Source organism: Nonomuraea sp. NPDC049725 (assembly GCF_040674795.1).
In the GTDB taxonomy this organism is placed as follows: Bacteria; Actinomycetota; Actinomycetes; order Streptosporangiales; family Streptosporangiaceae; genus Nonomuraea; species Nonomuraea ceibae.
The window spans coordinates 99,691-121,155 of record NZ_JBFANJ010000009.1 but is presented as its reverse complement, the minus strand read 5'-3'; the positions used below and the strand labels follow the sequence as shown (position 1 = coordinate 121,155).

The 21,465-nt window shown below is 72.5% G+C and carries 22 protein-coding genes; 8 read left to right on the top strand and 14 right to left on the bottom strand.

What is annotated here, in order from left to right:
- Positions 1-8 precede the first annotated feature (8 nt).
- A complete protein-coding gene (gene sppA / locus AB0J53_RS23985; RefSeq protein WP_219500989.1) occupies positions 9-1,706 on the top strand; it encodes a signal peptide peptidase SppA in 1,698 nt (565 codons plus the stop codon).
- Positions 1,707-1,923: 217 nt separating this feature from the next.
- On the opposite strand, the gene AB0J53_RS23980 is transcribed toward sppA, so the two are convergent.
- Genes AB0J53_RS23980 through AB0J53_RS23960 form a run of 5 tightly spaced genes read right to left on the bottom strand, consistent with a single transcriptional unit; the run spans position 1,924 to position 5,699 of the window.
- Positions 1,924-2,403 (bottom strand): flavin reductase family protein, encoded by a 480-nt coding sequence (locus tag AB0J53_RS23980; RefSeq protein ID WP_364175899.1) that lies wholly within the window; start codon positions 2,401-2,403, stop codon positions 1,924-1,926.
- Between the two features lie 37 nt (positions 2,404-2,440).
- Positions 2,441-3,358 carry an ABC transporter substrate-binding protein gene (locus tag AB0J53_RS23975; RefSeq protein WP_364175896.1) on the bottom strand — a complete coding sequence of 306 codons (918 nt, stop codon included), beginning with the start codon at positions 3,356-3,358 and terminating at the stop codon, positions 2,441-2,443.
- Between the two features lie 46 nt (positions 3,359-3,404).
- Positions 3,405-4,076 carry an ABC transporter permease subunit gene (locus tag AB0J53_RS23970; RefSeq protein ID WP_364175893.1) on the bottom strand — a complete coding sequence of 224 codons (672 nt, stop codon included), beginning with the start codon at positions 4,074-4,076 and terminating at the stop codon, positions 3,405-3,407.
- Positions 4,073-4,747 carry an ABC transporter permease subunit gene (locus AB0J53_RS23965; RefSeq protein ID WP_364175890.1) on the bottom strand — a complete coding sequence of 225 codons (675 nt, stop codon included), beginning with the start codon at positions 4,745-4,747 and terminating at the stop codon, positions 4,073-4,075. Before AB0J53_RS23965 ends, AB0J53_RS23970 begins: the two co-directional genes overlap by 4 nt.
- Complete coding sequence (locus AB0J53_RS23960) at positions 4,740-5,699, bottom strand: ABC transporter ATP-binding protein (protein ID WP_364175887.1); 960 nt, start codon at positions 5,697-5,699, stop codon at positions 4,740-4,742. Before AB0J53_RS23960 ends, AB0J53_RS23965 begins: the two co-directional genes overlap by 8 nt.
- Positions 5,700-5,960: 261 nt before the next feature.
- Here AB0J53_RS23960 and AB0J53_RS23955 point away from each other — a divergent pair, with 261 nt between their 5' ends.
- Positions 5,961-7,373 (top strand): hypothetical protein, encoded by a 1,413-nt coding sequence (locus AB0J53_RS23955; protein WP_364175885.1) that lies wholly within the window; start codon positions 5,961-5,963, stop codon positions 7,371-7,373.
- Here the strand turns inward: AB0J53_RS23955 and AB0J53_RS23950 are convergent, their stop codons facing one another.
- The 6 genes from AB0J53_RS23950 to AB0J53_RS23925 are packed head-to-tail and all read right to left on the bottom strand — an operon-like array spanning position 7,374 to position 12,744.
- The gene (locus AB0J53_RS23950) at positions 7,374-8,093 is read right to left on the bottom strand and encodes a DUF981 family protein (RefSeq protein WP_364175883.1); all 720 of its coding nucleotides are present in this window, start codon (positions 8,091-8,093) and stop codon (positions 7,374-7,376) included.
- Positions 8,094-8,116: 23 nt separating this feature from the next.
- Complete coding sequence (locus AB0J53_RS23945) at positions 8,117-9,280, bottom strand: lipid-transfer protein (protein WP_364176458.1); 1,164 nt, start codon at positions 9,278-9,280, stop codon at positions 8,117-8,119.
- Positions 9,281-9,285: 5 nt separating this feature from the next.
- Positions 9,286-9,696, bottom strand: coding sequence for a MaoC/PaaZ C-terminal domain-containing protein (locus tag AB0J53_RS23940; protein WP_364175880.1), 411 nt, complete (start codon positions 9,694-9,696; stop codon positions 9,286-9,288).
- Positions 9,696-10,583, bottom strand: a complete 888-nt coding sequence (locus tag AB0J53_RS23935; RefSeq protein ID WP_364175877.1) for a bifunctional MaoC family dehydratase N-terminal/OB-fold nucleic acid binding domain-containing protein — start codon at positions 10,581-10,583, stop codon at positions 9,696-9,698. The genes AB0J53_RS23940 and AB0J53_RS23935 overlap by 1 nt, the downstream gene beginning before the upstream one ends.
- Positions 10,580-11,734 carry an acyl-CoA dehydrogenase family protein gene (locus tag AB0J53_RS23930; RefSeq protein WP_364175875.1) on the bottom strand — a complete coding sequence of 385 codons (1,155 nt, stop codon included), beginning with the start codon at positions 11,732-11,734 and terminating at the stop codon, positions 10,580-10,582. The genes AB0J53_RS23935 and AB0J53_RS23930 overlap by 4 nt, the downstream gene beginning before the upstream one ends.
- Entirely contained in the window at positions 11,734-12,744 is a 1,011-nt protein-coding gene (locus tag AB0J53_RS23925) for an acyl-CoA dehydrogenase family protein (protein WP_364175872.1), read from the bottom strand. The genes AB0J53_RS23930 and AB0J53_RS23925 overlap by 1 nt, the downstream gene beginning before the upstream one ends.
- A 186-nt stretch (positions 12,745-12,930) precedes the next feature.
- On the opposite strand from AB0J53_RS23925, the gene AB0J53_RS23920 reads away from it, so the two are divergent.
- The 5 genes from AB0J53_RS23920 to AB0J53_RS23900 all read left to right on the top strand — a co-directional run bounded on the left by AB0J53_RS23920 (position 12,931) and on the right by AB0J53_RS23900 (position 17,610).
- Positions 12,931-13,581: a TetR family transcriptional regulator gene (locus tag AB0J53_RS23920; protein ID WP_364175869.1), complete on the top strand. Its 651-nt coding sequence runs from the start codon at positions 12,931-12,933 to the stop codon at positions 13,579-13,581.
- A gap of 56 nt (positions 13,582-13,637) precedes the next feature.
- The gene (locus AB0J53_RS23915) at positions 13,638-14,633 is read left to right on the top strand and encodes a sigma-70 family RNA polymerase sigma factor (RefSeq protein ID WP_219500966.1); all 996 of its coding nucleotides are present in this window, start codon (positions 13,638-13,640) and stop codon (positions 14,631-14,633) included.
- Between the two features lie 43 nt (positions 14,634-14,676).
- A complete protein-coding gene (locus tag AB0J53_RS23910) occupies positions 14,677-15,795 on the top strand; it encodes a steroid 3-ketoacyl-CoA thiolase (RefSeq protein ID WP_364176455.1) in 1,119 nt (372 codons plus the stop codon).
- 89 nt (positions 15,796-15,884) lie between these two features.
- Complete coding sequence (locus AB0J53_RS23905) at positions 15,885-16,910, top strand: MBL fold metallo-hydrolase (protein WP_364175866.1); 1,026 nt, start codon at positions 15,885-15,887, stop codon at positions 16,908-16,910.
- 7 nt (positions 16,911-16,917) lie between these two features.
- Positions 16,918-17,610, top strand: a complete 693-nt coding sequence (locus AB0J53_RS23900; protein ID WP_364175863.1) for a FadR/GntR family transcriptional regulator — start codon at positions 16,918-16,920, stop codon at positions 17,608-17,610.
- A 27-nt stretch (positions 17,611-17,637) separates the two neighbouring features.
- Here the strand turns inward: AB0J53_RS23900 and AB0J53_RS23895 are convergent, their stop codons facing one another.
- Entirely contained in the window at positions 17,638-18,450 is an 813-nt protein-coding gene (locus AB0J53_RS23895) for a hypothetical protein (RefSeq protein ID WP_364175860.1), read from the bottom strand.
- Positions 18,451-18,464: 14 nt separating this feature from the next.
- Entirely contained in the window at positions 18,465-19,277 is an 813-nt protein-coding gene (locus AB0J53_RS23890) for a hypothetical protein (RefSeq protein WP_364175857.1), read from the bottom strand.
- 75 nt (positions 19,278-19,352) lie between these two features.
- Here AB0J53_RS23890 and AB0J53_RS23885 point away from each other — a divergent pair, with 75 nt between their 5' ends.
- Complete coding sequence (locus tag AB0J53_RS23885; protein ID WP_219500950.1) at positions 19,353-20,300, top strand: DNA polymerase ligase N-terminal domain-containing protein; 948 nt, start codon at positions 19,353-19,355, stop codon at positions 20,298-20,300.
- Here the strand turns inward: AB0J53_RS23885 and AB0J53_RS23880 are convergent.
- A complete protein-coding gene (locus AB0J53_RS23880) occupies positions 20,255-21,424 on the bottom strand; it encodes a Cmx/CmrA family chloramphenicol efflux MFS transporter (RefSeq protein WP_364175853.1) in 1,170 nt (389 codons plus the stop codon). The genes AB0J53_RS23885 and AB0J53_RS23880 overlap by 46 nt on opposite strands.
- Positions 21,425-21,465: the final 41 nt, after the last annotated feature.

Below are 21,465 nucleotides of genomic sequence, written 5' to 3'. Positions count from 1 at the left end.
TGGCTTTCATGGACGCAGGCAAGGCGATCAGCGAAACCGTCGGCAAGCTCCGTCAGCGGCGCACCGCGCCCCTGGTGCTGGAGCTGGACCTCACCGAAGGCGTGATCGAGGGGCCGCCCGCGGACCCCCTCGCCGCGGTGCTGTCCATGCGCAAGCCACGCCTGTCCGACGTGCTCGCCGGGCTCAAGCGCGCCCGGCAGGACTCCCGCGTCAAGGCCCTCATCGTGAAGATCGGCGGCAACCCGCTCGGCCTGGCCACCGTCCAGGAGCTGCGCCAGGCCGTCGTCCGCTTCCGCGCCTCCGGCAAGCTGACCGTGGCGTTCGGCGAGACGTTCGGCGAGTTCGGCAGCGGCACCGTGCCCTACTACCTGGCCAGCGCCTTCGAACGCGTCTACCTCCAGCCCAGCGGCGACGTCGGGCTCACCGGCATCGCCCTGGAACAGCGGTTCGTCAAGGGCGCGCTGACCAAGCTCGGCGTCGGCTACGAGATGGGCCAGCGGCACGAGTACAAGACCGCCGCCAACACCTTCACCCACGACCACATGACCGAGCCGCACCGCGAGTCGGTCGGCCGGATCGTCGAATCCGTCACCGGCCAGCTCACCGCCGGCATCGCCGACGGCCGCCGCCTCGACCCCGCCAAGGTGCGCGAGCTGTTCGACCAGGGGCCGTTCATCGGCGCCGAAGCCCTCCAGGCCGGGCTGGTCGACGGCCTGGCCTACCGCGACGAGGTGTACGACGAGGTCAAGCGCGCCGCCGGCGACGAGGCCCACCTCCTGTACGTCTCCCGCTACGCCAAGGGCGCCGCCGTCCGCAAACTGCCCAACCCGACCGCCGACGGCATCGCGCTCATCCACGGCATGGGCCAGATCCGCACCGGCCGCTCCGGCCGCAGCCCGCTCGGCGGCAGCGGCGCCATGGGCTCCGACACGATCAGCGCCGCGCTGCGCGCCGCCCGGCGCGACGACCACGTCAAGGCCGTCGTGTTCCGCGTCGACAGCCCCGGCGGCTCGTACGTCGCCTCCGACACCGTCTGGCGCGAGGTCGTGCTCACCCGCAAGGTCAAGCCGATCATCGTCTCCATGGGCGACCTCGCCGCGTCCGGCGGCTACTTCGTCTCCATGGCCGCCGACGTCATCGTCGCCCAGCCCGGCACCCTCACCGGCTCCATCGGCGTCTTCGGCGGCAAGCCCGTACTGTCGGAGCTGCTCGAACGCATCGGCGTCACCTCCGAGACCGTCGCCGAAGGCGCCAACGCCGGCATGTTCTCCACCTCGCGCGGCTTCTCCCCCGAGCAGTGGGAACGGGTCAACGCCTGGCTCGACCGCATCTACGACGACTTCGTGGGCAAGGTCGCCGAAGGCCGCTCCCTCACCCGCGAACGGGCCCACGAACTCGCCCGCGGCCGCGTCTGGACCGGCGGCGACGCCCGCGACAACGGCCTCGTCGACGAGCTCGGCGGGCTGGAGGACGCGCTGGCCCTGGCCAGGAAGCGGGCCGGGCTCGCCGACGACGCGCCCGTACGCACCTACCCCCGGCTCAACCCGCTGGAGCGGCTGCGCGGGCCCGACTCCAGCGAGGACCGGGCGGCGGCGCTCACCCGGGTGCGGCTCGACGCCTGGGGGCCGCTGGCGCGGCTGTCGGCGGAGCTGGGGCTGCCCGCCGGGGGGCCGCTGTCGTTGCCGGGCTGGTACGTCATCCGCTGACCGCAAGGGCCTCACCGGTGGCGCGCTGCGCGCGTGGCCGGTTCGGGCCGTGTCTCCAGGGGGAGCCGGCTCCCCCTGACCCCCTTGGCAAGGGCCTCCGGCCCCCTGCACCCCCGGGCGTGAGGTGGTTTCCGCAGGCCCGGCCGTGCGCCGCTGCCGTGGCAAAAGAGCGGCAAGGCATCCGGCGTCGAACCCACGGGCAACCGGACCTGGCAGATCAGCCCAGGGGCCGGTATCGCCCTCGGAGCCGGACCAGGGGGTGCAGGGACGGGGTGACGTACGAGACGGCGAGGACCTGGGCGATGAAGAGCGTGTGGTCACCCGCCGGCACCACCTGGACGGTCTCCGCCTCCAGGGCGGCGACGCCGTCCTCCAGCACCAGGGCGTCCGAGTGCGGTCCGCGATGGTGGGGCGCGCCGGCGACGAGGTGGCGGGCGCTGGGCCGGCCGGGGGCGGCGAAGCGGCTGGCCATGGCGGCCTGGCCGGAGGAGAGCAGGGAGCACGCCCAGCGGTCCTGGCGGCACAGCACCTCGCTGAGGTAGCCGCCGCTGGACAGGCTGATCAGGACGAGCGGCGGCGCCAGGGAGACCGACAGCAGCGCCGAGATCGTCACGCCCACGTCGTCGCGGCCGTCGCGGACGGTGACGACCGCGACGCCGCCGGCGAGCTGGGCCATGGCCTCGGTGAACTCGCTCACGGCGAGGGCCTCAGGGGAGAGGCCCCCGCCGGGCGGGTCAGCCGAGGCCGTTCGCGCTCAGCCATTCCTTGGCCACCGTGGCGGGCTCGTCCTTGTTGACGGCGATCTTCTGCATCATGTCCAGCAGCGAGTCGGTCGTCAGCTTGGCGGAGATCGCGTTGAGGGTGGTGCGCACCGTGTCGGTGGCTCCGGCCTTGTTCAGGAGCGGGGTCACGTTCTGGGCGGGGAAGATGTTCTTGGTGTCCTGGAGGGGCACCAGGTTGTTGGCGGTGATCTTCGGGTCGGTGGAGAACACATTGCCGACCTGGATGGAGCCGTCCTTGATGGCGTCGGCCGTGGCCGGGCCGGTGGGCTTCCACTGCTTGAACTCGATGCCGTAGACCTCCTTGAAGGGGGCCTCCCAGCGCTTCTTGAACTCCGGCGGACCGCCCACGATCATGTCCTTCGACACCTTGGCCAGGTCTTCCATCGTGTTGATGGACTGCTTGGACTGGGTGTCCTTGCTGATCGACAGCGTGTCCTTGTCCTCGGCCGGGGAGGATTCGAGCACTTCGAGCTCGGCGGGGAGCTTCTCCTTCAGGGCGGCGTTGACCTCTTCGGTGGTCGCGGCCTTGTTCTGCTGGTCGATGAAGGCCAGCAGGTTGCCGTTGTACTCGGGCACCAGCGTCAGGCCGCCGCTCTTGACCTGGTCGTAGACGACCTCGCGGCTGCCGATGCGGGGCTTCTCCTCGACCGTCACGCCCTTGGCCTCCAGCGCCTGGGCGTAGATGGAGCCGAGCAGCACGCTCTCGTCGAAGTCGAAGGAGCCGATCACGATGGTCCCCCCGCCGCCGCCGGTGGCGGAGCCCGTGGGCGCCGCGCTCGTGGTGTCGAGCGGGTTGCCCCCGCCGCCGCCACCACCGCAGGCCGTCAAGGTGAGCGCCGCGGACAGGACGACCGCCGCGGTGCTGAACATGCGTCTCATTAAAATGTCCCCTTCTTGCGGGAGGTAGTACGAAAAATCAACGTGTCTTCAGTCGTTGGCTCACCCCCGGGGAGACCGTCACTCTCTGCGCGAGGGTGAACGCGATCTGCACCACGAGCGCGAACAGCACAATCAACACTGAACCCCCGACGACGCTCGCGTAATCCTTCGTCGCGAACCCGTCGATCACGAACCTGCCCAGACCGCCCAGCCCCGTGTAGGCGGCGACGGTCGTGGTGGCGACCACCTGGATGGCCGAGAGCCTGAGCCCGAGCAGGATGAGCGGCAGCGCGACCGGCACCAGCACCCGCCCGAGCACCTGGCCGCCGCGCAGCCCCATCCCGTACGCCGCGTCGCGCAGCTCGGGGTCCACTCCCCTGATGCCCTCGAACGTGTTGACCAGGATCGGCGGCACGGCCAGCAGCACCAGCGGGATGATCACCGGCCAGATCGACGCGGTGCCGAGCAGCAGCACGAACAGCACCAGCAGGCCGAGCGTCGGCAGCGCCCTGGCCAGGTTGGCCGAGACGACCACGAGCACCCCGCCCCGGCCGGTGTGGCCGATGAGCAGCCCGATCGGCACCGCGATCAGCATCGCCAGCGCGAGCGCCAGGGCCGAGAACTCCAGGTGTTCCAGCAGCCGTACGGGGATGCCGTCGAGGCCCGTCCACCGGGCGGGGTCACCGAAGAAGTCGATCAGCCAGTTCACGACGCCCCCCTCGCCCGCACCCACGGGGTGAGCAGCCGCTGGGCCAGGAGCAGCAGCCCGTCGGCGATGAGCGCCAGCGCCACGATGAGCACGATGCCGACGACGACCGGAGGCAGGAACGGGTTCTGGTAGGCCCGGGTGAACAGCATGCCGAGACCGCCCTCCCCGATCAGCGCGCCCACGCTCACCAGGCTGATGCTGGAGACCGCGACGACCCGCAGCCCGGCGATCACCACGGGCGCGGCGATGGGCAGCTCCACCTGGACCAGCCGGCGCAGCGGCGTGAAGCCCATGGCCACCGCCGACTGGCGGACGTGCGGAGGCACCGAGCCGATGCCGTCGACCACGGCCGGGATGAGCACGGCCATGGCGTAGAAGGTGAGCGGGACGATCACGGTGATCGGTGACAGCCCGGTGACCGAGATCAGCAGCATGAACAGCGGCAGCGACGGCAGCGCGTAGATCACGTTGAAGAGGCCGGCCGTCGGCTGGTAGAGCCACCGCCAGCGGACGCTGGCCAGCCCCAGCGGCAGGGCCAGCGCGAGCCCCAGCACGATCGGCACCAGCGACATGAGCAGGTGGTCGCCGAGCAGGTCCCTGATGCTGCCGACCCGCCCGGTGTCCCAGTTGCGCGCGATCCACTCCCAGAGTGAGGGCGGGCCGTCACCCATGGGCGGCCTCCGCCAGCGCCTCGTCCAGCGCCTCCCTCGTGGCCACGCCGACCACCTCGCCCCGCTCGTCCACGGCCACCGCGGTGCCCGACGGCGACAGCAGCGCCGCGTCGAGCGCGGTGCGCAGCGAGTCGGTGCCGAACACGAACGTGCCGGCGCCCTCGGGGGCGGGCAGGTCGGTGCGCAGCCGCAGCCCCTCGGTGGAGACGAACTGCAGCCGCCGGATGCCCCGGTCGCGGCCCAGGAACTCGCGGACGAAGTCGTCGGCCGGCTCCGACAGCAGCGTCTTCGGGGGGGCGAGCTGCGCCAGCTTCCCGCCCACCCGCAGCACCGCGACCTGGTCGCCGAGCTTGATGGCCTCGTCGATGTCGTGGGTGACGAACACGATCGTCTTGTTCAGCTCCGACTGCAGCCGCAGCAGCTCGTCCTGGAGGCTGGTGCGGACCACCGGGTCGACGGCGCTGAACGGCTCGTCCATCAGCAGCACCGGCGGATCGGCGGCCAGCGCCCTGGCCACGCCCACCCGCTGCTGCTGCCCGCCGGAGAGCTGGAAGGGGTAGCGGCCGGCCAGCCCCGGGTCGAGCCCGACGCGCTCCAGCAGCTCCATGGCCCTGTCGCGGGCCTTCCTGCGGTCCCAGCCGAGCAGGTAGGGCACGGTGGCGACGTTGTCCAGGATCTTGCGATGCGGGAACAGGCCGGCCTGCTGGATCACGTACCCGATGCCGCGCCGCAGCGTCGGCGGGTCGATGTCCTGGACCGGCTCCCCGTCGAGCAGGATGCGCCCTTCGGTGGCGTCGATCATCCTGTTGATCATCCGTAGTGACGTCGTCTTCCCGCAGCCCGACGGGCCGACGAACACGGTGATCTCGCCCGTGGGCGCCTCAAGGCTGAGGCGGTCCACGGCTACCGTTCCGTCTGGGTAGCGTTTGGTGACAGCGTCGAATGTGATCACGCGCGACCTTCCGCTTCGTGGCAGGGCCGCAGCCCCCCTGCCACGACCGCCGCATGATCTAACGGCAACCACCCTACGGCGATTGAACGTGGTCTGTCCCATCGGGAGGAGGTTAAGCGGTTCACTGACCTGCGATTCCGTACGAATTCGTGATCTGGTAGTGCGCCGGCCTGGGTGGAGTTGGCATGATTGCCTCCACATGCACAGACGCCGCACCCTCACCCGCAGCGTCCGCTTTTCCCAGTAAGAGGATCCGGTCACGTGACACACCCGCTCACCGGTCAGCACTCGCGCGCCGAGCTGATCGCAGAGCTCTACGACCGTCACGCCGCCGGGCTGTTCGCGTACTGCGCGGACCAGCTCGGCGACCCTGGCTCCGCGGCAGACGTCGTGGCGACCGTGCTCGCCGCCGTGCCGTCGCAGCCGCCCCCGCGTGCCGCCCTGTACGCCTACGCCCGGCGCGAGATCTTCCGGCGTGACGTCGTCTACGCGCCGCCCGTCGTCGACCCGCTCATCGACCCGGCCTCGGCGCTGGTCGAGCGGGCGCTGCGCGAGCTGCGTCCGGCGCAGCGCGAGGTGCTCGTGCTGGTCCAGGTGTGCGGGCTCAACCGGGAGGAGCTCGCCTGGGTGCTCGACGTGGCGCCCGACACCGCCGAGGAGCTGGCGGTCAGCGTGGCGCACCGGTTCACGCAGGCGCTCGGGCTGGCGCTGGGCGGCGCCGGCGGGCGCGTGTCCAAGCCGGTCGCCGACGTCTACGGCGCGCTCGCCGTCGCGCCGCTGCGCGACGTGCTCGGCCGCCTGCCGTGGCCGACGCCGCCGGCGGCACTGCGCGTCCACTTCGCGGGATCCCGTACGGCCGAGCCCGCGCCGATGTTCGTCAAGCCGCGCTGGCCCGTGCCGCCGACCTGGCCGCTGCCGCTGGGCGCCGCCGACCCGGCGAGCACCACGGGGATCTTCCCCGCCGAGCTGCTCGCGCCGCCGTCGCCGTCGCGGATGCCCGACCACGAGGCCACCACGGCGCCGATGCCCAGGCTGCGTGACCCGCTGGCGCCCTCGCCCGAGCGCACCGGCCGGCCGACGACCTTCCGTGCCTTCGAGGCGGCCCCGCCCGCCCCGTCCGGCCTGTCCACCCCGTTCGCCGCCTTCGAGGCCCGCCGCCCCATCGGCGGCGCGCCGGCCAAGGACCTGCTCGGGAGGGACGTACCCGCCAAGGACGCGCCGCAGGCGCGGCTGGAGCGGCCGTTCGTCATGCCCGCGCCGGTCCCGGCGGACGTGCTGGACGACGAGCCGGTGACCCAGGACCTGCCCGCCGTCACCGACGCCCGCGCCCCGCGCGAGGCCGGGCCGCTGTTCACGCCCCGGGCGCAGCCGAAGGAGCCGGTCTACCGGATGCCGCTGCCGCCGGAGCCGCCCGCCGCGCCGGACGCTCTCCCGGCGAGCACGACGGAGCCGGAGCAGGACTCGGTGAGCGAGCCGCAGGCCGGGCCCGCGCCGGCCCCGATCCGGACGCCCGCCCCGCGGAGGGCGTCCGGATCGGGCAAGGCCGCCCGGCGGCCCAAGGGGAAGAAGCGCCGCAGGCACCACGACTGGGCCTGGGAGCTCACCGGCTTCCTGATCTGCGTGGTCATCGCGATGATCGTGTTCTTCTCCGTCCCGATGATCGTCAGTCCGTGATCACATGGTGTTGACGATCAGCCCGATGTGCGTGAAGTAGTTCAGCGCCCCGAACAGCGCGAACACCACCCCGGCCACCAGCCAGCACACGCCCGTCACCGTCGCCGCGGGCCCGCCACGGGCCCGCAGCGCGAACGGGAACACCACGGCCCCGATGCCCACCAGCACGTACAGCCCGGAGATGAACGTCGCCTCCAGCATCGGCATGTCCGCGAACGCCCCGGAGATCGGCTCCTGCGGCGGCGCGGCGAACAGCGTGTACGTCCACCCGGCGGCGGCGATGCCGAAGCAGGCCAGCCCCATCGCGAAGGCGAACAGCGAGATCGGCCCCGCCACCCGCGCCACGTGCTCGCGCCGGTCCGCGGCCCCCTGCGGCGGCGTCCAGCGCTTCCACAGGTAGAGGGCGGCGGCCAGCAGCATCGCGCCGAACGCGAGCGACGGCTCGCCGAAGATGATGTTGTCGAACGGGAACCCCTGCCCGGCGAGCGGCCAGGTGAGCGTCATGTGCAGCCCGGTGAGCGCCAGCAGCGCGCCGAGCACGCCGAACGCCAGCGCCCACCCGTCGACGTGCTCCATCGGGTCGCCGCGCAGCAGCTTCCTGCCGAACCAGACCACGAGCACCAGCCCCACGCCCGCCGCGACGGCCATGATCGTGTTGTACGTGGGCATCTTCGTCCAGTCGATCTTCAACTCCGGCTGGACCAGCAAATATCCGATCATACAGGGATGACTACCCTGGGTGATCAGCCCGACACGCCGGACAGGATCAGCCCGCTGGTCGGCACCCCCGTTCCGGCCGTCACCAGCACGTTCCGCACGCCGTCCACCTGGTTGGCGGCGGTGCCGCGGAGCTGGCGCACGGCCTCGGCGATGCCGTTCATGCCGTGGATGTACGCCTCGCCGAGCTGCCCGCCGTGCGGGTTGACCGGCAGCCGCCCGCCGAGCTCGATGCCGCCGTCGCGCACGTACGCGGCGGCCTCGCCGCGCCCGCAGAACCCCAGCTCCTCCAGCTGCGTCAGGACGAACGGGGTGAAGTGGTCGTACAGGATCGCGGTCTGGATGTCGGCGGGCGTCAGCCCGGACGTCTCCCACAACTGCCTGCCGACCACCGACATCTCCGGCAGGCCGGTCATGTCGTCGCGGTAGTAGCTCGTCATCATCATCTGCCCGGCGCCGGAGCCCTGGGCGGCGGCGGTGACGACGGCCGGGGTGCGGCGCAGGTCACGGGCGCGCCCGGCGGTGGTGACGACGAGCGCCACCGCGCCGTCGCTCTCCTGGCAGCAGTCGAGCAGCCGCAGCGGCTCGGCGATCCACCGCGACGCCTGGTGGTCGGCCAGCGTGATGGGCCGGCCGTGGAACCAGGCCGCCGGGTTCGTCGCCGCGTGCCGGCGCATGGCCACCGCCACCCGGCCCAGGTCCTCGGACGTGGCTCCGTGGGCGTGCAGGTAGCGGCGGGCGAACATGGCCACCCACGCGGCGGGCGTCACCAGCCCGTACGGCACGTGCCAGCTCATCTCCATGCCCTGCGAGGACTGCTGCCCGGCGAGCCCCGCGTCCGGCCGGCCGAACCGGCGGCCCGAGCGCTCGTTGAAGGCCCGGTAGCAGACGACCGCGCGGGCCGCCCCCGTCGTGACGGCCATGGCCGCGTGCGCCACGGTCGCGCAGGCCGCGCCGCCGCCGTAGTCGACGCGGGAGAAGAAGCTCAGGTCGCCGATGCCCACCTCGCGGGCGACGGCGATCTCCTGGTTGGCGTCCTGCGTGAAGGTGACCAGGCCGTCGACCTCGGCCGGGGACAGCCCGGCGTCGTCCAGCGCCGCGAGCACCGCCTCGGCCGCCAGCCGCAGCTCAGAACGGCCCGAGTCCTTGCTGAACTCGGTCGCGCCGATGCCCGCGATCGCCGCGTCCAGGCGCGTCACGGCCGCACCTCCGGCAGCAGCAGGGTGACGGTCCCGGTGGCGTGGTCGCCGAGGCTGACGCTGCCCGTGACCCCCACCGTGACCTCGCCGTCCGCGAGCGCGGTGACGCCGCCCCGGAAGCTCAGCCGGTCACCCGCGTAGGCGGGCACGCCGAGCTTCACGTCGATCCGCCTGATCACCGCCTCCGGCCCGGCCCAGTCGGTCACGTACCGCTCGACCAGCCCCATCGTGGTCAGGATGTTGAGGAAGATGTCCTTCGCCCCCTGCCCCCTGGCGACCTGGACGTCATGATGGACAGGGGTGAAGTCCATCGTGGCCAGCGCGGTGGAGACGACCACCGTGGGCGTGAGGTCGAGCGACAGCTCGGGCAGCGCCGCGCCCACCTCGACCTGATCTCGCGTCAGCATCACGGCTCCCCGGGCGTCCAGACGGGCAGGACCAGCTCGTCGTCCATCGGCCGGTACGCGACCCGTACCGGCATGCCGACCGCCACCGACTCCGGCGGGCAGTCGATCACGTTCCCCACGATCCGCACCCCTTCGGGCAGCTCCACGACCGCCACCACGAACGGCGTCTCGCGGCCCGGCACCGGCGGATGGTGGTGGACCACGTAGCTGTAGACGACGCCCTCGCCGCGCGCCACCACGTGGGCGCGGTTCACCGAGTGGCAGCGCGGGCACATCGGGCCCGGCGGGTGGCGCAGCTCGCCGCAGTCGGCGCAGCTCTGGACCCGCAGCTCGCCGCGCCGCACGCCGTCCCAGAAGAACGCGGTGTCACGGTTCACCGAGGGCCGCAGCGGGTACGGCTCGGCCCGCTTCTCCGGCGGCCGGAACTTCAGCACCCGGAACAGCATCTCGGCCACCGGCTCTCCCTCGCCGGCGTACCAGGTGACGACCCAGGTCGCGAAGAACCCCTCGCCGAGCGCGGTCCGTTTGGGCCCGGCCAGGCCGGTGAAGCGAGTGGCGGGGGTCAGCAGCTCGCCGACGCGCACGTAACGGTGGTAGGTCTGTTCGCAGTTGGTCGCCACGACGCCCGTGTAGCCGGCCGCGTCCAGCGCGCCCATCATGACGCTGACCGGCGAGCGGTCGCCGGGCGCCGGCGCGGTCATCGTCCACACCTGCGCCATCGCGGGCGGGGCCAGGCCCCTGTCCAGGTAGACCGGGTTGCGGTCGCCCATCGCGGCCAGCCAGTGGCGGATCATCGGCACGTTCACCGGGTCGTCGGCCGGAGCCCCGGCCAGCTCGCCCAGCGCCGCCTGCTTGGCTGCCAGGTCCAGCAGCTCCTCGCCGGTCATCGGGGCGGCCTCGGCAGGCTCAGGCCGAGCATCGCGATCAGCTCCCGCTGCACCTCGTTGACGCCGCCGCCGAACGTCAGCACCACCGCGCCCTTGACCGCCCGGTCCGTCCGCTCGATCAGCTCGGCCGTCTCCGGATCGGCCGGGTCGCCGTAGCGGGCCAGCACGTCGCCGAGCAGCCGGCCGGCCTCCTGCATGCGCTCCGAGCCGTAGACCTTGGTGGCCGACGCGTCGGGGGCGCCCAGCCAGCCCAGGTCCATGTTGGCCGCGACCTGCCAGTTCAGCAGCTCGTTGGTGCGGAACCAAGCGCGCACCCGGCCGAGCGCGCGCCGTACGTCGGGCTCGTCCGCCAGCCCCGCGCGGCGGGCCCAGGTCAGGAAGCGGTCGTAGGTCTGGCCGAGGTTCCCGGCGGGGCCGAGCGTGACGCGCTCGTGGTTGAGCTGGTTGACGATCAGGTCCCAGCCCTTGTCCACCTCGCCCACCACCAGGTCCACGGGCACCCGCACGTCCGTGTAGTAGGTGGAGTTGGTGTGGTGGCGGCCGTCCATCGTGACGATCGGCGTCCAGGAGAAGCCCGGGTCGTCCGTCGGGACGATCATCATGGTGATGCCCTTGTGCTTCCTGGCCTCCGGGTTCGTGCGGGCGGCGAGCCAGACGTACTGGGCGTGGTGCGCGCCGCTGGTGAAGATCTTCTGCCCGTTGACGACGTAGTGGCCGCCGTCGAGCACCGCGGTCGTGCGCAGCGCGGCCAGGTCGGTGCCCGCCTCCGGCTCGCTGTAGCCGATGGCGAAATGGCACTCGCCGGCCAGAATGCTCGGCAGGAACCGCTCCTTCTGCTCCTTCGTGCCGTACTGCATGAGCGTCGGGCCGACCGTCTGAAGGGTGATGATCGGGTACGGGACTCCGGCGCGGGCGATCTCGTTGGCGAAGATCTGCTGTTCGAGCGGGCCGTGGCCGCCTCCGCCGTACTCCTTCGGCCAGCCGAGGCCCAGCTTGCCGTCACGGCCGAGGCGGCGGCAGTGCTCCAGGTACGCCTCGCCGAACGGGTCCTCGGCCAGCTTCGCCCGGTCCTCGGGGGTGAGGCAGCCGGCGAAGTACTCGCGCAGCTCGTCGCGGAGGCGGCGCTGCTCGGGGGTCAGGTCGATGTGCATCAGGCGAGCCCTCCGATCAGGTCGAGCTGGGCGTCGGCGCCGCCGAGCAGGTGCGTCAGGTGCTTGGCCTGGGCGAAGTAGCGGTGCAGCGGGTAGGTGACGTCCAGGCCGAGGCCGCCGTGCAGGTGCTGGCAGGTGTACAGCGCCCGCGCCGCCTCGTCGGCGTGCAGTGCGGCCACGGCCAGGTCCTCCTCGGCGGGCAGCCCGGCGTCCAGCCGCCAGGCGCCCGACCACATGGCCACGTCCAGCGCCCGGCCGGTGATGTAGACGTCGGCGATCTGCATGGTGACGGCCTGGAACTCGGCGAGCGCGCGGCCGAACTGCTTCCTGGTCCTGATGTGGGCGGTGGTCAGCTCCAGCGCGCCGGCCAGCACGCCGCTCGCCTGCGCCGTGACCGCCGCGGTGAACAGCCGCCGCACGTCGCCGGCCGCCTCCGGGCCGCCGACCCGCTCGGCGGGGCAGCGCTCCAGCGTGATCGTGGCGGCGGGCTCGCCGGTGGAGGTGAACTCGGGGGCGGCGGGCGGCGCGTGGACCAGAAACAGCCCCTGGTCGGCGGTGACCAGCACGTCGCCGCCGGGATGGGCGACCCCGGACTTGCTGCCCGTCAGGAACCAGCCCGCGGCCAGGTCGGCGGGCGCCCGCTCGGCGATGGTCACGGGCGGCGCGGTCAGCGGGCGGCCGGGCTCCCGGATCGCCACCGAGGCGGGGGTCTCGCCGGACAGGCGGCGCTGCTGCCCAGGGCTGCCGTGCCGGCTCGCGGCCAGCGTGCTGACCAGCGTCTCGCGTAACGGGCCCGGCGCGGCCCTGGCGCCCAGCTCGCGCAGGACGACCGCCATCTCGACCGGCCCCAGCCCGGCGCCGCCCGCGTGCTCGGGCACGCAGATCGCCGTCAGGCCCGCCTCGCGCAGCGCGTCCCACAGCCGGGCCGCGTCCTGCCCGTCCTCCCTGGCCAGCAGCTCCGCGGTGAGGGTACGCAGGTCCCGCTGGGTCTCGTCGAGGTTGAAGTCCATGCACCACCACCAAGCGCTCGGTCGGTAGAATGGCAAACTAGAACAGATTCTAATATCTGTCCAGAGGGGGCCCATTTCGACAAGTCCAGATATAGCCGTGTAACGCCAAAGACATGCATCTATACGGCTTGTTAGTGACTGGCGAGTAACAAGCCGGGTTATCGAGAAATCAGATAACGTGTTCTCATGCGCACTCCGCAGGCGGACGTCGCCACGCCCCCCGCCGACCCCGAGGGGCCGACGGAGCAACACCCCGCGCCCGGCGGCAACAGCGCCCGCTCACGCAGCCAGCACCAGCGCCGCAAGCGCATCGTCCAGGCCGCCGCGGCCCTCGCCTCGCGCGGCGGCGTCGAGGCGATGCAGATGCGCACGGTCGCCGAGCGGGCCGGCGTCGCCCTCGGCACCCTCTACCGCTACTTCCCGTCCAAGATGGACCTGGTCGTGGCCGTGGTCGGCGAGGAGATCGACCTCCTCGAAAGCAGCATCCAGCGCCGCCCGCCGAGCTCCCCCACCCCGTCCGGCCGCGCCGTCGACGTGCTGATGCGCGCCACCCGCGGCCTCATGCGCGAGCCCGAGCTGGCCGACGCCCTCATCAGGTCGCTGATCCTGGCCGAGGTCGAGACCCCGTTCGGCGACCGCATGACCGGCCTGCTGCTGCGCGTCTCGGCCGGCGGCCTCGACCCGGCGCGGGCGTCGGAGGAGCAGCTCGCCCTGGCCGGCTCCCTGTCGAGCATCTGGGTCCAGGAGCTGCTGGAGATGCTGCGCGGCCGGCGCACCTACGACCAGATCCAGCGCCGCATCGAGATCGCCTCCGACCGCCTGCTGAGCGACCTCTGACCTGCCCTTTCGCGTAGAAGAGGCGATCTGTCGGTGGCGTCGTCTATACAGGGGGTATGAGCGACAAGCCGTCCAACGAGGACTTCCTCCGGCAGGCTGACCCGATGCGCCGGGAGCTGCTCGCGCACTGCTATCGCATGATGGGGTCGGTGCACGACGCGGAGGATCTCGTCCAGGAGACCTATCTGCGTGCCTGGCGGGCCTACGACGGGTTCGAGGGGCGCTCGTCCCTGCGCACGTGGCTCTATCGCATCGCCACCACCCAGTGCCTGACCGCGCTCGACAGCCGGGGCCGCCGCCCGATGCCGACGGGCCTGGGCGCGCCCGCCACCGAGCCGAGCGCGCCGCTGGTGCAGCGGGGCGAGGTGCCGTGGCTGGAGCCGGTGCCCGACGGGATGGTGGGCGCGGGCGGCGACGACCCGGCCGCGATCGTCACCTCGCGCGAGAGCATCCGGCTCGCGCTCGTCGCGGCCCTGCAGCACCTGCCGCCGCGCCAGCGCGCGGTGCTGATCCTGCGCGACGTGCTCAAGTGGCGCGCGGCCGAGGTCGCCGAGGCGCTCGAGACCACGACCACCGCCGTCAACAGCATCCTGCAGCGCGCCCGCGCCCAGCTCGCGCAGGTCGCGCCCAGCCTCGACGACCGCCCGCAGCCGCTGACGCCTGAGCAGAGCGAGCTGCTCGACCGCTACGTGGCCGCGTTCGAGAGCTACGACATCAAGACGATCGTCGACATGTTCACCAAGGAGGCGATCTGGGAGATGCCGCCCTTCGAGGGGTGGTATCAGGGGCCTGACGCGATCGTCGAGCTCGTCGAGACCCAGTGCCCGGCCCAGGCGCCGGGCGATCTGCGGCTGGTGCCGGTGCGGGCCAACGGCCAGCCGGCGTTCGCCCTGTACTTCCGGGAGGGCGACGGCTATCGGCGCTTCTCGCTGCTGGTGATCGACTTCGACGGCCCGCTGATCAGCCATGTGGCGATGTTCTTCGACCTGGCGCTGTTCGAGCTGTTCGAGCTGCCGGAGAGCCTGCCCGCCGGGGCTTTCGCGGCTAACTAGAACCGGTTACAGTCGCCACCAGAGCATCGTTCTGGAGGTGGCTGTGGGCACACCCGTGATCGTCGAGGCCGTACGCACGCCGATCGGCAAGCGCGGCGGCTGGCTGGCCGGCCACAAACCGCAGCAGGTGCTGGCCACGGCGCTGAACGGCCTGCTGGCCCGCTCCGGCCTCGATCCCGCCGCCGTCGAGCAGGTGTTCGCCGGCTGCGTGACGCAGGCCGGTGAGCAGGGCGGTCACGTCGGGCGGCACGCCTGGCTCTACGCCGGACTGCCCTACCAGACGGGCGTCACGACCGTCGACGCGCAGTGCGGCTCCTCGCAGCAGGCCGTGCACCTGGCGGCGGCGATGGTCCGCGCCGGGGTGATCGACGTGGGCGTGGGCTGCGGGGTCGAGGTGATGAGCCGGGCGCCGCTCGGCAGCAACGTGTTACCGGCCCAGCCCCGGCCCGACGACTGGAGCATCGACCTGCCCGACCAGTTCACCGCGGCCGAGCGGATCGCCCGGCGGCGCGGGCTCACGCGCGAGCGGCTCGACTGGTTCGGCGCGCGGTCGCAGCGGCTCGCGGCGCGGGCCTGGGCGGGCGGCCGGTTCGCCCGGGAGATCGTGCCCGTCGGCGAGGTCAGCCGCGACCAGGGGCTGCGCGAGACCACCGTCGAGGGCCTGGCCGCGCTCAAGCCGGTCCAGGGCGAGGGCACGCTGCACACCGCCGGGACCTCCTCGCAGATCTCCGACGGGGCCGCCGCCGTGCTGGTGATGAGCGAGGAGGCCGCCGCCAGGCACGGGCTGCGCCCGAGGGCGCGGATCCTGGCCCAGGCGCTCGTCGGCGCGGAGCCGTACTTCCATCTGGACGGGCCGGTGGACGCGACGGCGAAGGCGCTCGCGGCGGCCGGCATGTCGGTGGGCGACATCGACAGGTTCGAGGTGAACGAGGCGTTCGCGTCGGTGGTGCTGTCGTGGGCGAGCGTGCACCAGCCGGACTTCGACCGCGTCAACGTCAACGGCGGCGCGATCGCGCTCGGCCACCCGGTCGGCGCGACCGGCGCGCGGCTGATCACCACGGCGCTGCACGAGCTGGAGCGCTCGGACTCGGCTACGGCCCTGGTCACGATGTGCGCGGGCGGCGCGCTGGCCACGGCCACGATCCTTGAGCGGATCACGTGACGGGACGGATCCCGAAAAATCATTCCCATCCACCCGCCCCCGCACCCACACTCGACGAAGACCACGCACGCACGACGGGGGCCACTCCAATGACACGAACGCGGCGCAGGCCGTTCACCGAACAGCGCACCCAGGACCTCGGCGGCGGGGTGTGGAGCGTGCCCGTGCCGATCCCCGGCAACCCGCTCGGCTACACGCTCGTGTACGCCGTCGAGTCGCCCAACGGCCCCCTGCTCGTCGACGCGGGCTGGAACCACCCCGACGCCTGGGCGGCGCTGTGCGACGGGCTGGCCGCCGCCGGCATGGCCGTGGCCGACGTCAGCGGCGTGGTCGTCACCCACTTCCACCCCGACCACGCCGGGCTCGCCGGGCAGGTCAGGCAGGAGTCGGGCGCCTGGATCGCGATGCACGAGGCCGACGCGGCGCTGGTCGCGATGATGCACGGGCTGGCCCGCGACGAGCACCGGGACTTCCAGGCCGAGATGCTGCGGCGGGCCGGCGCGGACCCCGAGGCGGTCGCGGCGGCGTCCGGCGGCAGGGGCGAGCCGCCCGCGCGGCCGGACCGGGAGCTGCGCGACGGCGACCTGATCGACCTGCCCGGCCGGAAGCTGCGGGCCGTGCACACGCCGGGCCACACCCCCGGCCACGTCTGCCTGCACCTGGAGGACGCCGACCGGCTGTTCACCGGCGATCACGTCCTGCCCGGCATCACCCCGCACATCGGGATCTACCCCTTCGACCGGGACGACGTCGACCCGCTGGGGGACTTCCTGGACTCGCTGCACCGGGTGGGCGAGCTCGGCCCGCTCGACGCCCTGCCCGCCCACGAGTGGACTTTTCCGGATGTGGCGGCACGGGCGGCCCAGATCCGCGATCATCACGAGGAGAAGCTCGAACGACTCCACGCCCAGCTCCGCGACCGGTCCGAGCCGCCGACCATCTGGGAGACCGCCGCCATGATGACCTGGAACCGGCCCTGGTCCGACCTGCCGCCGATGCTGCGCGGCCTGGCCGCCGGCGAGGCCGCCGCCCACCTGCGCACGCTGGAGGCCCGCGGCGCGATCCGCCGCGTTCCCGGCGACGGCGCCGTACGGTTCCAGGCCCTAGACTCCTAGACCTCCGATGTCCAGGGGGAAGAGCGTGGCGGTCACCGACGCGGCCATCGACCGGATCAAGCAGATGATCCTCTCCGGCGAGCTGGCCCCCGGCGACCGGCTGCCCAAGGAGGCCGACCTGGCCGAGCGCCTCGGCCTGTCACGCAACTCGCTGCGCGAGGCCGTCCGGGCGCTGGCCCTGATCAACGTCCTGGACGTGCGGCAGGGCGACGGCACCTACGTGACCAGCCTGGAGCCCCGGCTGCTGCTCGACACCCTGTCGTTCGTGCTCGACCTGCACCGCGACGACACCGTCATCCAGTTCTTCGAGGTGCGCCGCATCCTCGAACCCGCCGCCACCGCGCTGGCCGCCGAGCTGATGACCGACGAGGAGGTCGGCGAGCTGCGCGCCATCCTGGAGGCGCTGCCCGCAGATCCGACCATTGAGGAGCTCGTCGCCAACGACCTGGAGTTCCACCACCGCATCGCGCGCGGGTCGGGCAACAGCGTGCTGTGCTCGTTCGTCGAGAGCCTGTCCGGGCCCACCACCAGGGCCCGGATCTGGCGCGGCCTCACCCAGGAAGGCGCCCTGGACCGGACGCGCGAGCAGCACGCGGCCATCTACGAGGCCATCGCCGCCCGCCAGGCCGACGTGGCCCGGTCCTGGGCCACGGTCCACATAGCGGGCGTCGAATCCTGGCTGCGCAAGGCCCTGCCCTAGAGGCCCGGCCGGGTGGCCGGGCCCGGGCTAGTGGGCGGCCCGGCCCTTGAGGCTCAGGCCGGTCGGGAAGCTCGGCACCTTGCCGACCTCGTTCGACGCGATGACCTCCTCGACGCCCGGCATCGGGATCATCTGCCAGCGGCCCCACTCAGAGAAGCGGGTGTCGACCCTCTTCAGCCACGCGCCCTTGGGCGAGTAGTTGGTCGTCACGAAGCGCTGGATCACCCCGGAGGAGTTGGTCCAGAGCTGCCACTTGATCTTCGACTTGGCCTTGGCCTTCGACTTCACCCCGTCCACGTCCACGGCGTAGTGGTCGCGCGCCACCTTGTTCAGCTCGGCGTAGGTCACGTCACCCTGGAAGTGGTAGCCGCCCGAGACGGCCTTGCCCTTCGCGCCCTTCAGCGTGACCTGGAGGCTCGCCGGGTCGAACACGTCGATCGTCTGCTGCGTGGTCCAGAACTCGGGCGCGACCTGGCCCTTCGGGTAGCGGTAGGCGACCCAGTTCTTGTCCTTGGGCAGCGGGACGTCGGAGGTCGTGTAGAGGGCGTCGCCGCCGGCCACGGCCTCCGTCTCGTCCTCGGGGTCGGTGGCGTTCACGTCACGCACGGTCAGGTACGCGGCCACGGGCCCGCGGGTGCCGAACTGGATGCCGCCCTGCCGCCGGGTCGGCGGCTCGGCGTCACGCAGGCGCGCGACCTCGGTGAAGTCGACGCCCCGCTCGGCGCGGAACTGCTTCTTCATCGCCTGCACCGGGTCGGGCGCGGCGGCACTCTGCGCGGAGGCGGCAGTGGGGGCCAGCGTGAAGCTCGCGGCGGCCACCAGAACGATCCATCGTCTCATCGGGGGGTTCATCCTTATCGGGAAGTGCGGAACGGGCCGAGATCGAAGCCGGGCTCGTCGTAGGGCTGGTCCCAGAGCTCGCGCCAGGACATGACCTCGTCGGCCGGCGGCAGGGGTATGGTCATCCGCTGCCCCCACCCGGCGTAGCGGGTGTCGGCGCCGCCGCCGAGCCGGTTGCTCATCAGGCGGGTGACCAGGCCCCGCTTGTCGGTCCAGAGCCGCCAGGAGACCTTCCGCTTGGCGAACTCGCCGGCGACGTCCCCGCCGAACTGGGCGGCGTAGTGCTTCGGGGCCGCCTTGAAGAGGTCGCCGTACGTCACGGCCCCCTGATAGAGGTGACCGCCCGGCACGCTCTTGACCTTGGCGCCCTTGAGGATCGCCTTCAGGATCGCCGGATCGAGCGGGTTGATCGTCTGACTGCTGAGGAGCAGGCCGGGCACCGGGGTGACCTTGGTGCCCTTGTCGGGCTCGAACACGACCCACTTCTTGCCCGGGGGCAGATCCGGCGCGGAGAGGTGGAGCTGACCAGGCGTCATGATCAGCTCTACCTCGGTCCCCTGATCTTCGCCCTTCTTCTGAACGGCGGAGAACGTCATGTACGAGGCGACGGGCCCGCTCGCACCGAACTGGATCCCGCCCTTGGCGCGGACCCGGGTCACGGATGCGTCGCCCGTCATGCGGGACACCTCGGTGAAGGTGACGCCGTGTTCGGCGCGGAACTGCCTCTTCAGGGCCTGTACGGGGTCCGGCGGCGCGGCCTGCGCGGCGGCGGCGTCCGGTGCCAGCGCGACCAGTGCGGCGACCGCCAGGACGATCCAGCGTCTCATTGCACGTCTTCATCCTCATGGGGGGAAATGCGGATAGATCATCCTTGCAGAGCCATAACCGGGTAGGAGCCATTTGTGGCCGACAAACTTCACAAATACCGGAGCAAACGCGACGCCAGCCGCACCCCCGAACCCGTCCCCCAGGACGCGCCACGACCGCAGGACGGTGACGCGTTCGTCATCCAGGAGCACCACGCCCGTTCCCTGCACTGGGATCTGCGCCTGGAACGCGACGGCGTGCTCGTCTCGTGGGCCGTCCCCAAGGGCCTCCCGCCCGACCCCGGCACCAACCATCTGGCCGTCCACACCGAGGACCACCCGATGGAGTACCTCACCTTCCACGGCGAGATCCCCAAGGGCGAGTACGGCGGCGGCACGATGACGATCTGGGACCGGGGCACGTACGAGACGGAGAAGTGGTCGGAGCGGGAGGTCAAGATCGTCCTGCACGGGGAGCGGGCGGAGGGCAGGTTCGTGCTGTTCCGGACGGACGGCAAGAACTGGATGATCCACCGCATGGACCCGCCCGTGACCGACCCGTTCCCCGACGTGGCGCCGATGCTGCCGGTCCGGCGCAAGGCGCCGCCGCGCGACGCCGCCGCGTACGCCTTCGAGTTCGCCTGGGGCGGGCGGCGGCTGCTCGTCCCCATCCAGGGCGGGCGCACGGACGCGGCCAGGGAGCACCCGTGGCTGCGCCCGCTCGCGGAGTCGTTCGGCAGCCGCACGGCGGTGCTGGACGGCGAGCTGACCACGCTCGCGGGCGCGGAGGTGCTGGTCTTCTACGACCTGCTGTACGACGACGGGCACGCGCTGGTGGATCGCCCGTACCGGGAGCGGCGGGCGGCGCTGGAGGCGCTCGGCCTGTCGGGCGCCCGCTGGCAGACCGCCCCCTCCTGGCCGGGTGAGGCGGCCCCGGTCCGGCAGGCGGCCCGCGAGCAGGGGCTGCCGGGCGTCGTCGGCAAGCGCCTGGACTCCCCCTACGAGCCCGGCGAATCGGCGGCCTGGGTGTTCGTCCCCTCCTGACGCCGGACCAGGACGGCGAAGGCGAGGGCGACCAGCAGCGCGCTCACCCACAGCGGCGAGCGGAACCCGTAGCCCGCGCCGATGGCCAGGCCGCCCAGCCAGGGGCCGAGCGCCGCGCCGACGTTGAACGCCGCCGTGGCGAACGCGCCGCCCAGCCTCGGCGCGCCCGCCGCCGCGTACAGAACCTGGGAGATCAGCGTCGAGCCGACGGCGAAGGCGAGCGTGCCCTGGATGAGCACGAGCACCACCGCCGCCACCGGGCTCCCGGCGGCCAGCGCGAACACCACCCACCCGGCCAGCAGGCACGCGCCGCCGGCCGTCAGCAGCCGTGCGGGCCGCGTGTCGGCCAGGCGACCGGCGGCGGTCACGCCCGCGAACGACCCGGCGCCGAACAGCGCCAGCACGACCGGCACCCAGGCCGCCCCCAGGCCGGCGACCTCGGTGACCACCGGCGCCAGGTACGTGTAGGCGCAGAAGGTCGCCCCGTTGACCAGCGCGCCGAGCAGCAGCGTCACCCGCAGCCGCCCGTCACGCAGCACCCGCAGCTCCTCGCGCGCCCCCGAGGAGGCCGAGTCCGCGCGGGTCGCGGGCACGGCCCGCAGGATCGCCACGAAGGCGGGGACCGACACCAGGGCCACCGCCCAGAACGCCGAGCGCCACCCCCACACCTGGCCGAGCAGCGCCCCGGCGGGCACCCCCGCGACGCAGGCGACGGTGACGCCGCCGAGCAGGACGGCGGTGGCCCGGCCCTTGGCGTCCGGCGCGACCATGCCGGTCGCCGCCGACAGCGCCACGGCCAGGAACCCGGCGTTGGCCAGCGCCCCGGCCACCCGGGTGAGCAGCAGCACGTCGAAGCTCGTGGTGACCGCGCCGAGCACGTGCACGAGCGTGAAGATCGCGAGGAACGCCAGCAGCGCCCGCCGCCGGGGCCAGCGCAGGCTGAGGATCGCCATCAGCGGCGCGCCGACGATCATGCCGACGGCGAAGGCCGTGGTCAGCTGACCGGCGGCGGGAATGGAGACGCCCAGCTCCTGGGCGATGCCCGGCACCAGGCCGGACAGCATGAACTCGGACGTGCCCATGGCGAACACGGCAAGGCCGAGCAGGTATACGACGAAAGGCATGAAGAGGCTCCGCACCCAGAGGAAGATCGGCAGGACATGCG

Bases quoted from the DNA above. Each gene is read 5' to 3' on its own strand.
- AB0J53_RS23880 (WP_364175853.1), bottom strand. From the start codon at position 21,424: ATGCCTTTCGTCGTATACCTGCTCGGCCTTGCCGTGTTCGCCATGGGC.
- AB0J53_RS23965 (WP_364175890.1), bottom strand. From the start codon at position 4,747: ATGGGTGACGGCCCGCCCTCACTCTGGGAGTGGATCGCGCGCAACTGG.
- AB0J53_RS23925 (WP_364175872.1), bottom strand. From the start codon at position 12,744: ATGGACTTCAACCTCGACGAGACCCAGCGGGACCTGCGTACCCTCACC.
- AB0J53_RS23975 (WP_364175896.1), bottom strand. From the start codon at position 3,358: ATGTTCAGCACCGCGGCGGTCGTCCTGTCCGCGGCGCTCACCTTGACG.
- AB0J53_RS23900 (WP_364175863.1), top strand. From the start codon at position 16,918: ATGTCCAGGGGGAAGAGCGTGGCGGTCACCGACGCGGCCATCGACCGG.
- AB0J53_RS23935 (WP_364175877.1), bottom strand. From the start codon at position 10,583: ATGACCGGCGAGGAGCTGCTGGACCTGGCAGCCAAGCAGGCGGCGCTG.
- AB0J53_RS23950 (WP_364175883.1), bottom strand. From the start codon at position 8,093: ATGATCGGATATTTGCTGGTCCAGCCGGAGTTGAAGATCGACTGGACG.
- AB0J53_RS23895 (WP_364175860.1), bottom strand. From the start codon at position 18,450: ATGAGACGATGGATCGTTCTGGTGGCCGCCGCGAGCTTCACGCTGGCC.
- AB0J53_RS23915 (WP_219500966.1), top strand. From the start codon at position 13,638: ATGAGCGACAAGCCGTCCAACGAGGACTTCCTCCGGCAGGCTGACCCG.
- AB0J53_RS23920 (WP_364175869.1), top strand. From the start codon at position 12,931: ATGCGCACTCCGCAGGCGGACGTCGCCACGCCCCCCGCCGACCCCGAG.
- AB0J53_RS23940 (WP_364175880.1), bottom strand. From the start codon at position 9,696: ATGCTGACGCGAGATCAGGTCGAGGTGGGCGCGGCGCTGCCCGAGCTG.
- AB0J53_RS23890 (WP_364175857.1), bottom strand. From the start codon at position 19,277: ATGAGACGCTGGATCGTCCTGGCGGTCGCCGCACTGGTCGCGCTGGCA.
- sppA (WP_219500989.1), top strand. From the start codon at position 9: ATGGACGCAGGCAAGGCGATCAGCGAAACCGTCGGCAAGCTCCGTCAG.
- AB0J53_RS23905 (WP_364175866.1), top strand. From the start codon at position 15,885: ATGACACGAACGCGGCGCAGGCCGTTCACCGAACAGCGCACCCAGGAC.
- AB0J53_RS23930 (WP_364175875.1), bottom strand. From the start codon at position 11,734: ATGCACATCGACCTGACCCCCGAGCAGCGCCGCCTCCGCGACGAGCTG.